This window comes from Thioclava sp. F28-4 (assembly GCF_002020045.1).
Taxonomy (GTDB): Bacteria; Pseudomonadota; Alphaproteobacteria; order Rhodobacterales; family Rhodobacteraceae; genus Thioclava; species Thioclava sediminum.
On record NZ_MPZQ01000018.1, the window covers coordinates 21860 to 32449 of the forward strand.

9 protein-coding genes are annotated in these 10590 nt (G+C 62.1%); 6 read left to right on the plus strand and 3 right to left on the minus strand.

What is annotated here, in order from left to right:
- Positions 1-2: 2 nt before the first annotated feature.
- Complete coding sequence (locus tag BMI87_RS20115; protein ID WP_078523289.1) at positions 3-1055, minus strand: PotD/PotF family extracellular solute-binding protein; 1053 nt, start codon at positions 1053-1055, stop codon at positions 3-5.
- Between the two features lie 206 nt (positions 1056-1261).
- On the opposite strand from BMI87_RS20115, the gene BMI87_RS20120 reads away from it, so the two are divergent.
- Complete coding sequence (locus BMI87_RS20120; protein ID WP_078523290.1) at positions 1262-2674, plus strand: deoxyribodipyrimidine photo-lyase; 1413 nt, start codon at positions 1262-1264, stop codon at positions 2672-2674.
- A 22-nt stretch (positions 2675-2696) separates the two neighbouring features.
- Here the strand turns inward: BMI87_RS20120 and BMI87_RS20125 are convergent, their stop codons facing one another.
- A complete protein-coding gene (locus BMI87_RS20125; RefSeq protein ID WP_078523291.1) occupies positions 2697-3203 on the minus strand; it encodes a transcription termination/antitermination protein NusG in 507 nt (168 codons plus the stop codon).
- A 196-nt stretch (positions 3204-3399) separates the two neighbouring features.
- Here BMI87_RS20125 and BMI87_RS20130 point away from each other — a divergent pair, with 196 nt between their 5' ends.
- From BMI87_RS20130 to BMI87_RS20145, 4 genes are all read left to right on the plus strand, one after another.
- A complete protein-coding gene (locus BMI87_RS20130; protein ID WP_078523292.1) occupies positions 3400-4830 on the plus strand; it encodes a mannose-1-phosphate guanylyltransferase/mannose-6-phosphate isomerase in 1431 nt (476 codons plus the stop codon).
- Between the two features lie 140 nt (positions 4831-4970).
- Positions 4971-7088: a YjbH domain-containing protein gene (locus BMI87_RS20135; RefSeq protein WP_078523293.1), complete on the plus strand. Its 2118-nt coding sequence runs from the start codon at positions 4971-4973 to the stop codon at positions 7086-7088.
- Entirely contained in the window at positions 7085-7732 is a 648-nt protein-coding gene (locus BMI87_RS20140; RefSeq protein WP_078523294.1) for a YjbF family lipoprotein, read from the plus strand. Before BMI87_RS20135 ends, BMI87_RS20140 begins: the two co-directional genes overlap by 4 nt.
- A gap of 99 nt (positions 7733-7831) precedes the next feature.
- The gene (locus BMI87_RS20145) at positions 7832-8167 is read left to right on the plus strand and encodes a hypothetical protein (RefSeq protein ID WP_078523295.1); all 336 of its coding nucleotides are present in this window, start codon (positions 7832-7834) and stop codon (positions 8165-8167) included.
- 462 nt (positions 8168-8629) lie between these two features.
- Here BMI87_RS20145 and BMI87_RS20150 read toward each other — a convergent pair whose 3' ends face one another.
- Positions 8630-9688 carry a glycosyltransferase gene (locus tag BMI87_RS20150; protein ID WP_246832754.1) on the minus strand — a complete coding sequence of 353 codons (1059 nt, stop codon included), beginning with the start codon at positions 9686-9688 and terminating at the stop codon, positions 8630-8632.
- 414 nt (positions 9689-10102) lie between these two features.
- Between BMI87_RS20150 and BMI87_RS20155 the strand changes: the two genes are divergently transcribed.
- Positions 10103-10590, plus strand: a 488-nt coding sequence (locus BMI87_RS20155) for a polysaccharide biosynthesis/export family protein (RefSeq protein ID WP_210402500.1), incomplete at its 3' end; no start/stop codon positions are given.

Below are 10590 nucleotides of genomic sequence, written 5' to 3' on the forward strand. Positions count from 1 at the left end.
GATCAGAAGCCAGCCTTGATTTTCTCGAACTCGGCGAGCTGCTTTTCGCGCAGTTCCGGCGAGTTCGGCGTCTGGGCGAGGATCGGCGCGTTGATCTCGGTCAGGCCCGCCGTTTCCAGCTGTTCCGGCGGGATCAGCTTCATCGCTTCGGTGTTGGTGTGACCGTAGCCGATCTCGTCGACGAGAACCGGGCCCGCCTCGGGGCGAAGCCATGCGTTCATGAAATCGTAAAGCTTCTCTTCCGAGCCGGGACCGTCCTTGAGGTTCACGAAACCGCAGAACCAGGTCGACGAGCCCTCTTTCGCCTCGCGCTGGAAGGCGACCGGGTAGTTGTCGTCCTGCAGATAGGCGACGCCGTCATTCCATGACCACGCGACCAGCACTTCGCCCGAGGCCATCAGCTGCGCCTGCTGCGAGGGGTCGGTCCAATAGGATTGCACGTTCTTGTTGGCTTCACGCAGCCAGTCGGCGGCGGCCTGGAACTGTTCGTCGGTGACATTGGTCCAGTCGGTCACGCCGGTCGCGAGATAGGCCAGCGCCCAGACATCGTCCGAGCTGTCGGGCAGCGAAGTGCGACCCGCATATTTCGGATTGATGAAGACATTGAGGCTCGCCACATCTTCGGCCGGGACCTTGTTGGGGTTGTAAGCGATCGCGGTCGCGCCCCAGTCGGTCGGCAGATACCAGACGTTCTTGTCGTCATCGACGAAGATCTTCGAATTCAGATACTTGGGGTCGATATTCTTGAACTCCGGGATCTTCGAGACGTCCCACGGTTCGATCAGCCCGGCATCCTTGTATTTCGAGATCATCTGCGAACAGGGATGCGCCGCGTCTGCTTTGAAGCCCGAGGCGAGTTTCTGATAGGCCTCGTCGTCATCGCCGAAGAAAGCGTAGGTCGGGCTGTCGCCGTATTTATCGATATAGGGCTGGAAGAGGCCGGGGATTTCGAAACCGGCCCAATCGAAGATGGTCAGGTCCGGATCGGCGGCACGGGCCGGGGCGCTCAGCGCGGCCACGGCAATCCCCGCCAGAAGGAGAGCAGAAGTCTTCATTGCATATTCCCTGTTTTGTGTTCGTTTTGTGAAAACGCTAGAGCGGCTTTTTCGCCCTCGCAAGAGGCATTTGCACGGCAGATAGGCAGGAGCCCTGCGGCAAAGTGTGGAAAAGCCTCGACGCGGAGGGGCGTTGCGGAAAATTTGGGCGCGACTGAACCGGATCGGGCGCGGCGCGTAGGGAAAGGGAGGCAAAGGAGACGAGCATGAGTGACACCCCCGTCCTGTTATGGCTGCGGCGCGACTTTCGATTCCACGATCACGAGGCGATGGCGGCGGCCGCGAAGACCGGTGCCCCGGTGATCCCGGTCTTCATCCATGACGATCAGGTCGAAGCCTTGGGGGCGGCGGCGAAATGGCGGCTCGGTCTTGCTGTGGAGGTATTCGCGGACAGCCTCGCGGAGAAAGGCTCGCAGCTGATCCTGCGGAAAGGCGCGCCGCTGAAGGTCCTGCGCACCTTGATCGAGGAGACGGGGGCGGGCGCGGTCTACTGGTCGCGCCGCTATGACAAGCCGGGCCGGGAGACCGATACGGAGGTGAAATCCACGCTTTCCGAGGAGGGTATCGAGGCCAAAAGTTTCACCGGTCATCTCTTGTTCGAGCCGTGGACCGTCGAGACGAAAACGGGTGGGCCCTACAAGGTCTATACGCCCTATTGGAACGCGGTGAAGGGCACGGACATCCCGCCGGAAGTTAAGACAGTGTCTGAGCTTCGTGCTCCAAATAACTGGCCGAAAAGCGAAAAGCTGGACGGCTGGAAGATGGGCGCGGCGATGCGGCGCGGCGCGGCCATCGTGGCGAAGCATGTGAATGTCGGCGAGCGTGCCGCGCAGTCGCGTCTGTCGAATTTCCTGCGCGATCGCCTCTCGGACTACAAGACGCAGCGCGACGTGCCCGCCTCGGGCGGCACCTCGGGTCTGTCGGAAAACCTGACCTATGGCGAGATTTCTCCGCGCACGATCTGGCACGCCGGGTATCGCTACATGAGCGAGGGCAATCAAGGCGCCGAGACCTTCCTGAAGGAGCTCGTCTGGCGCGAATTCGCGTGGCATCTGTTCTTCCACTGGCCCGACATGGCCGAGCGCAATTGGCGCGAGGAATGGAACGGCTTCGACTGGCGGCGCGACAATAACGACGCCGAGGCATGGCGGCGCGGCATGACCGGGGAGCCCTTCGTCGATGCGGCGATGCGCGAGATGTATGTCACCGGCACGATGCACAACCGCGCGCGGATGATCGTGGCCTCCTATCTCAGCAAGCACCTGATGACCGATTGGCGGGTGGGCTTGCGCTGGTTCGAGGATTGCCTGATCGATTGGGACCCGGCGAGCAACGCGATGGGCTGGCAATGGGTGGCCGGGCCTGGGCCGGATGCGACGCCCTATTTTCGTGTGTTCAACCCGGAGACGCAGCTCGAGAAATTCGACAAGGACGGGCGTTACCGGAAGGACTTCATCGCCGAGGGACAGGCCAACCCGCCCGAGACGGCGACGGATTATTTCGAAGCGATCCCAGAGATTTGGCAACTGTCGTCGGATCAGGATTACCCCGAGCGGCTGATCGATCTGAAAGAGGGGCGCGCGCGCGCCTTGGCCGCGTATGAGCAGCACAAAGGCTAGGTTGTCGCGGTAATTGAGAGCCTCAGATCAAGGCTTCGGACGTCGCCTTGATCCGGGTCTCGCGGCCCATGAAATCCAGCAGCAGCCAGACCCGTTTCTCGGCATCGACCTTTTCGACCGTGGCCACGAAATCCGCGAAGGGGCCGGTCGCCAGCGTGACCTCGTCGCCGGGCGCGTATTCCGGCAGCGGCTGCAGCTGGTCCTCCGCGTCGCAGCGCGCACGCAGCGCCTCGATCATCGCATCGGAAACCGGTGTCGGGCGCCCCGCGAGCGCCACGAGCCGCGTGATCCCCTGCGTGCCGTTCACCGCGCCCAGACGCGCCGATTTCTCCTGTTCGCGCACAAAGAGATAGCCCGGAAAGAGCGGCGCACTGCGGGTCACGAACTTGCCCGACTGGCGATGCGTCGTCTCGACCATCGGCAGGAAAATTTCGAACCGCTGCCGCTCCAGATTACGCCGGGCGATCGCGGCGCTGTTGGGCTTGAACTGGGCCACATGCCACGCGCGAGCCGGGCTTTGATCGGTCATGAAAGGGCTTTCTGTTCAATCGGATTACGCCCGTATTGGCTGAGGGATCGGGCGCGGAAAGTCAATCAGACAAGGCGAGCCTGCGCGAAAACGTGCGCGCTTAGGTTGTCCGTTGTGAAGTTAACCTTGCGTTAGGGATGCCTGTGCCAGGCTCGCGGAGGGCAGAAAATCTGCCGCTGATTTGGGGAGGACATACATGATCACTCCGGTTCTTCTCGCGGGCGGATCGGGCACGCGGCTCTGGCCACTGTCCCGGCGCAGCTACCCGAAGCAATTCGCAGAACTGACTGGCCCCAAGACACTGTTTCAGGCCACGGCCGAACGGCTGTCGGGCGAGGGTTTCGCGCCCCCCGTGGTCCTGACACAGTCCGATTTTCGCTTCATCGCGACGGAGCAGCTTGCCGATACCGGGATCGACCCGGGCGCGGTGATGCTCGAGCCCGAGGGCCGCAACACCGCGCCCGCCATACTCGCGGCCGCGCTTTGGGTCGCGCAAAAGGCCGGAGAGCAGGCGCTGATGCTGGTCGCTCCGTCGGATCATGTCATCGCCGATCCAGACGCGTTTCGGCACGCGATCGCGGCGGCGGAGCCCGCGGCGCGGGCAGGGCAGCTGGTGACTTTCGGCATCACACCCGACCGTGCGGAAACGGGGTATGGCTATCTCGAGCCCGGTCGCGAGGCAGATGCGCAGGGCGTGGTGCCTTTGGTCCGGTTCATCGAGAAACCCGACGTCGCGCAGGCCTGCGCGATGTATGAGAGCGGGGATTACCTGTGGAATGCCGGGGTGTTCCTGTTTTCGGCAGGGGCAATCCTCGCCGCAGCCCGAACCCATGCGCCGACGGTTCTCGCTTCGGTTGAAACGGCCTTTGCCGCGGCGCGCGCCGATCTGGGATTTCTGCGCCTCGATCCGGAGGCATGGTCTGAGGCGCCCGATATCTCCATCGATTACGCGATCATGGAGCGGGCAAAGACCGTCTCCGTAATGCCGGTGCAGGCGGGCTGGTCCGATCTTGGCGACTGGGAGGCGGTGCGTCGTGCTCATGCCTCCTCGCGCCCTGATGGGATGACGCTCTCGGGGCCTGCGACCGCGATTGATTGTCGCGACAGTCTGCTACGCTCCGAAGATCCGCGTATCGAGATGGTCGGGATCGGGGTCGAGGACGTGATCGCGGTGGCGATGCCCGATGCGGTTCTTGTCGCGCATCGCTCACGGGCGCAGGATGTGAAGGCGGCGGTGAGTGCGCTCAAGGCGCGAAATGCCGCGCAAGCCACGGATTTTCCACGCGATCACAGGCCCTGGGGCTGGTTCGAGAGCCTCGTGACCGGCGACCGATTTCAGGTGAAGCGGATCACGGTCAAGCCCGGCGCGGCGCTCAGCCTGCAAAGCCATCACCACCGGGCGGAGCATTGGATCGTCGTACAGGGCACCGCGCTGGTGACGCTGGGAACCGAGACCCGTCTCGTGACGGAAAACGAATCCGTCTACATCCCGATCGGCGAGACTCACCGGCTCGAAAACCCCGGCAAGCTGCCGATGGTGCTGATCGAGGTGCAGACCGGCGCCTATCTGGGCGAGGATGACATCATCCGCTACGAAGACGTCTACATGCGCTTGGCCGGCGAATAGCGGCCAATTCGGCGGTGCACCGCCACCCGTCCGTGCAAATCTGCGACAGCTCCTTAAGAAAGCGTGAATTCGCGTTTCGGAGGAGTACGACTCTCTGCTAGGTCTCCGATTGATTGTGACCGAGCCGGATTTTTGCAGACATGTTGGTGCGCCCTTACCGCTCCCGTTTTCTATTCCTCGCGATGGCGAGCAGCGCCCTCGCAGGGTTCGGGTTTGGACCGGCCTGCGCGCAATCGGCGGACCGCGCGTGGGGCTATAACAGCTATGGCATCCCCGGCCTGATCGACATGCCTGTCGCGGGTAGCCGCGAGGATGCGGAGCTGGGCTTCAACGTCTTCACCTTCGCAGGACAAACCCGCGTCTCGGCCGCGTTCCAGATCACGCCGCGCCTGTCGGCAGGCTTCCGGTATTCGACGATCAAGAACTACTTGGGCGGCAGCGGCACACTCTACGACCGCAGCTTCTCGATCCAGTATCGTTTCCTCGACGAGGGCCGCTTTCGGCCCGCGATGGCCATCGGTATCAACGACATGACCGGCACCGGTGTCTATTCCGGCGAATATGTCGTGGCGACCAAGTCGGTCACGCCGAAACTGCGCGCGACGGCGGGGATCGGCTGGGGGCGGCTCGGGTCGAATAACGGCTTCGACAATCCGCTGGGCGTGCTGGGCGATCACTTCAAGACGCGTGGCGAGCGCACCGGGGCGCAGGGCGGGACTTTCCAGCCGCAGCAATGGTTTACCGGGGATGCGGCGCTGTTTGCGGGCGTCGAGTGGCAGGCGAGCGATCGGCTGCGTCTGATGGCGGAATATTCTTCCGACGCCTATACGCGCGAGGACGGCCCGACCTTCGATCGCAAATCCCCGATCAACATTGCGGCGCAATATAAGCTCAGCGACAACGCCTCGATCACGGCGGGCTATCTCTACGGCACCGATCTGAGCGTGCAGTTGAGCTATGCGCTGAACCCCAAACACAACGCCCATCCGAGCGGGCTCAATGACGCGCCGCCGCCGGTCGTGCCGCGCGCTGGTGTCGAGGCGGCACAAAGCTGGACGAACGATCCGGCCTATCTCGCGGCGAAACTCCGCCCGGGCTTGGCGCAGCAAGGCCTCGTGCTGGAAGGCGCGAAGCTCAGTGGTTCCACCCTCGCGATCCAGATCCGAAACGACCGCTACAACGCGCCGCCCGAGGCGATTGGGCGCGCGGCCCGCGTGCTGAGTGCGCAGGCCCCGGCGAGCGTCGACCGCTTCGCGATCACTCTGTCGGAAAATTCGCAGCCCGTCTCGACCACGACGATCCGCCGCGACGATCTCGAGGCCTATGAATTCCACCCGGTTGGCGGCGAGCTGATGCGGGCCCATGCGCAGATCGATGGAGCGCCCGCTCACCTTCCGGTTGCGCCCGGAACCTATCCCCGCTTTTCGTGGAATGTCGGGCCGTATCTGCGCCCGGGCCTGTTCGATCCCGACGATCCGATGCGCGCCGATCTGGGTGTCAGCGTCAATGCGCAATACGAGATCGCACCGGGCCTGCTGCTGTCCGGGCGCGTGAACCAGAAGGTGATCGGCAATCTCAATCAGGCGAACCGGCCCTCGGATTCGGTGCTGCCGCATGTGCGCTCGGATGCTTGGCTCTATTACAAGAATTCCGGCCCCACGGTTCCCGAACTGACGGGGGCCTATTTCTTCCGTCCCGGTCGCGATCTCTTCGGGCGTGTGACGGCAGGCTATCTGGAGCCGATGTTCGCGGGCGTCTCGACCGAGCTGCTCTGGGCACCCGAACACAGCCGTCTCGCGCTCGGGGCTGAGCTCAACCGGGTGCGCCAGCGCGGCTATGACCAGCGCTTCGATCTGCGCGATTACGAGGTCACGACGGGCCATCTGTCCGCCTATTACCAGTTCACCGACCAGTTCTATACGCAGCTCGATGTGGGCCGGTATCTGGCGGGCGACTGGGGCGCGACGCTGAGCTTCTCGCGCGTTTTCGACAATGGCTGGAAGGTGGGCGTCTATGCGACGAAGACCGATGTGTCCTCGGCAGATTTCGGCGAGGGCTCCTTCGACAAGGGCTTCATGATTACGATCCCGCTGCACTGGGCGACGGGTCAGACGACGAAGCAGCGCTATTCGACCGTGATCCAGCCGATCGTGCGCGATGGCGGGGCGCGGCTGGGGGTGTCCAACCGGCTTTACGGGATGGTGCGCGAGGATCAGCCCGCCTCCTTCGACGGCAATTGGGAGCGGTTCTGGCGATGAGATCACTGGTTTTCGGTGCGGCGCTGCTGGCGCTTGGGGGCTGTGCGCAGCTCGAAAATCTGAGCAATACCGTGACGCTCTCGGGCAGCCGTTCCGCGGGGCAGGGCGCGACTGCGCCGACTGCTACAGCTCAAGGCGAGGGCGTCGGCGTGAAAGTGGTGACGCAGACCGCTCCCGCGCGCGGTCTCGAAGTAGTCATCCCGTCTCGCGACGCCAATGCGACCCTGTCTCTGGCCGGGCGTAACGGCACGGTCGAAACCTGGCGCACGGATGACGACATCACGGTGTCCGTGGATCGTGGCGTGGTCGTTGCAACCAGAGGTTTAGGTGATGATCTGATGGCCGCGGATTCCGGGCCCACGCTCGCCGCCCTTCGCGGGACGAAGATCGGCGTCTATCGCAGGACCTACCGCTTCCTCACGGCGGACAACCACTCGGATTATGTCCTGCTTGGCTGCGAAATGACGACAGCCGGAAACGAAACCCTCGCGGGGCAGAATTTGCTGCGTCACGAAGAAAAATGCCGCAATCCGAAAATGACCGTCACCAATATTTATTGGACCAATAAAAAGGGACGGATCCAAGCCGGGCGGCAATGGGTTTCCCCTACTGTCGGGCAGATCGCGATTGGTGTGCTCAACTAAGCCGGTTGAACCGTTCGGGATTAATTAACCCTATGGTTCACCAAAAGATTAATATAAGATTATCATGTCTTACCTATCCCAACCTAATCGGAGGTTTCGATGACGAAGTTCTTTACCGGTGCCATTGCAGTGGCAGCTACTCTCGCTGGCGCCCTTCCGGGTGCAGCGCAGGATCTGCAAGCGCCGGCCAATCTCAGCCATGACGCGCTCGTCGCTTGGGCAAAAGCCAATAACGTTTGTGAAACGGCCGTTTCCGATGCCGTTTACAACGCCGACGGGAACGTCGCTGTGACTTGCACGCCCAAGGCGACGAAGAGCACTCTTAGCGGCGCCACCCCGGTCGCAGCGGTGATCATTGGTGTCGGTCTTGCAGCGGCTGCGATGGGCAGCGGCGGCGGTACCAGTGGTACCAACGGGACCAACGGCACGAACTGATCCGTTCGAGCCGAGAATAAGAAGGGCCCCGCATCTGCGGGGCCTTTTTGATTCGGGCTAAACCTAAGTCAGGGCAGAGAAACTGTCCAAATGGACAGCGGCTCCAGCAACTTTATTTCATGCCGATTCGCGCATCCTGTGATATGACATATTTGTGACGGGTATGAGGTGAATGGGGATTCACGCGATGCTTACGGGACTCGCAATTTTTCCTCTCGCGGCTCTGGTGTGGATGATGCTCTGCGAGAGTGTTGCACCTATGCAGGACGAAGCGCCGTATCGCGAGGTTGCTAAGTAGGGACCGCTTGGGCCGGTTACGGCCCCGGCGAGGTGGTGACGAGCGCCGATCCGCGCAGGATAGGTAAGACTCAATGCGCCAATCAGCGCTCGGCGCCACCTGAAAAGATACACGCAGACATGCTGCGCCACCTTGAGGCCCGAGTTGATAAGGGCCTATTTGCGTTAGATTTTTACCCGTTCACGGCGGGAAGTGGCCATCGCGCGACGCAATTTGCTGCCAAGCGCGACGCGGCGGTAGATCAGCATGTAGCAGACGAAGACCACGCCCACGCCTGCACCGAGGGCTGCGGGGGAGGTCGCGCTGAGCACAGTGATGGAACACGCGATCAAGCTGAGCGACCAGAGCACAACCGAGGTGATCGGATTGCGCATCTCCGGGCGTCCGAGCGACTCGGCGATTCGTTTCGCGCGGCTGCGATAGACGAGGCTGTGGAGATGCAGGCGGTCCGCAGCCCCAGGATGCGTGCCGTCTCGCTTCATGCGACGGCGAATGGAGACCACGGTTTCGATCCACGGATAGGCGAGTGCGAGTACGGCGATCAGCGGGGAAATCTCATGATTTCGGGCGGGTAGGACAATACCGATCACCGCGAGCACGAACCCCGTCGCATAGGCCCCGGCATCGCCGTAAAACAGCTTGCCGGAGGGGAAATTCATCACAAAGAACCCCGCAATCGAGCCGATCATCAGCAGACAAATCGCGAGGATCGGTCCGTCATTGGTCTGTCCGGCGATCACCGCGAAGGCGGAGAAAACAATGATCGCGGAGCCGGAAGCGAGCCCGTTCACGCCATCGATGATGTTGAGCGAATTGGCGATCCCGCCGATCGCGATGGCGCTGAGCGCGATGCCGAAGGCCGGGTAGTGGAGCAGCACGTAGTCGAGGCCGGGAATATCCGAGCGATGAATATGATAGCCGGATACGAGGCAGAAGATCAGCCCGGCGCACACGGTGGCGATCAGGCGCCACTTGGCGGAGACTTTCTTGGTGATGTCCTCGATCGCGCCGGAGCCGAAGGCGGGAATGGCGCAAAGACAGATCGTCCACCAGAGCGCCTGCGTCTGCGCATCGAGCGTCAGGCCGGCTGCCAACGCGCCTGCGAGGAGCGCAAAGCCCCCTATGCGCGGAGTTGGAGCTGCGTGGATTTTCTGGACACCATGATCGCCGTCGAGCGTGAGTTTGCCATGAAAGCTCTTGGTCGCAACGATCAGGACCGCCATTAACAGCGACGCAACAAAAGCTGTCACAACATACTCAAGACCAATCATACACTGCCCCCCGGCAATAAAAATCATTATCGCGGCGGCAAATCTTAATATTTTGCTAACGCGATAGAGTGAAAAATACTGAAAATCGTACGAATACCGTCGATAGAGAGATACTTAACTTTGTTCCCGGGGGTCAACGTCCTTTCACACGCCGTAGGCGAGTATTCGCGACAGCGCATCATCACCTCTACGTGAGGTCCGGGGTGACGTAGCGTCGCCTGAACGGTGTCACGAACGCGATGAAATCAATCCGGTTTCACGCTGTGCGCTGCTCGCCACAAGGTTGAAAGGCTTGGCGGACGATTCATGCCGAAGTATGAATGGGCGGTTGAAAACAGCGACAGCTTCTCTATTCAGAGGCGCTAGATGAAGCCCGTCTCAGGTCCCTTGGCCGAGGAATGGGTGGCAGGCATAGGTAACGAGGCTCAGGAGGGCACGATGGGGGCAATGACGAGGATTTTCGCGGCGCTTTGCGCGTTGCTCTTTTTGGCCTCCTGCGACACCTCGACCACAAATTTCCCGGTCAACACCCGCAATGTCAGTTCCGTCGAGGATCCGGCGGCGGGCGATGTCGCGATCGTTCGGCTCAGCCTCGCCAATGTTGCCACTTTTGGTGCGCCGTCCGATCTGAGCGGCGGACGCACGACGCTGCCCTCGAGCGACTACTGGAACTATCGGATCGGGCCGGGCGACCTGCTCGATATCGTGGTTTATGAACATCCCGAGCTGACCTCGCCCGCGGGTTCGACCCGGACGCCCGCCGAGGGTGGTCTGCGAGTCAATTCGGACGGCACCTTCTACTATCCCTATGTCGGCAACGTGCGCGCCGCGGGCCGCACGCCGGAGCAGGTGCG

Bases quoted from the DNA above. Each gene is read 5' to 3' on its own strand.
- BMI87_RS20120 (WP_078523290.1), top strand. From the start codon at position 1,262: ATGAGTGACACCCCCGTCCTGTTATGGCTGCGGCGCGACTTTCGATTC.
- BMI87_RS20145 (WP_078523295.1), top strand. From the start codon at position 7,832: ATGACGAAGTTCTTTACCGGTGCCATTGCAGTGGCAGCTACTCTCGCT.
- BMI87_RS20140 (WP_078523294.1), top strand. From the start codon at position 7,085: ATGAGATCACTGGTTTTCGGTGCGGCGCTGCTGGCGCTTGGGGGCTGT.
- BMI87_RS20130 (WP_078523292.1), top strand. From the start codon at position 3,400: ATGATCACTCCGGTTCTTCTCGCGGGCGGATCGGGCACGCGGCTCTGG.
- BMI87_RS20115 (WP_078523289.1), bottom strand. From the start codon at position 1,055: ATGAAGACTTCTGCTCTCCTTCTGGCGGGGATTGCCGTGGCCGCGCTG.
- BMI87_RS20135 (WP_078523293.1), top strand. From the start codon at position 4,971: ATGTTGGTGCGCCCTTACCGCTCCCGTTTTCTATTCCTCGCGATGGCG.
- BMI87_RS20150 (WP_246832754.1), bottom strand. From the start codon at position 9,688: ATGGCGGTCCTGATCGTTGCGACCAAGAGCTTTCATGGCAAACTCACG.
- BMI87_RS20125 (WP_078523291.1), bottom strand. From the start codon at position 3,203: ATGACCGATCAAAGCCCGGCTCGCGCGTGGCATGTGGCCCAGTTCAAG.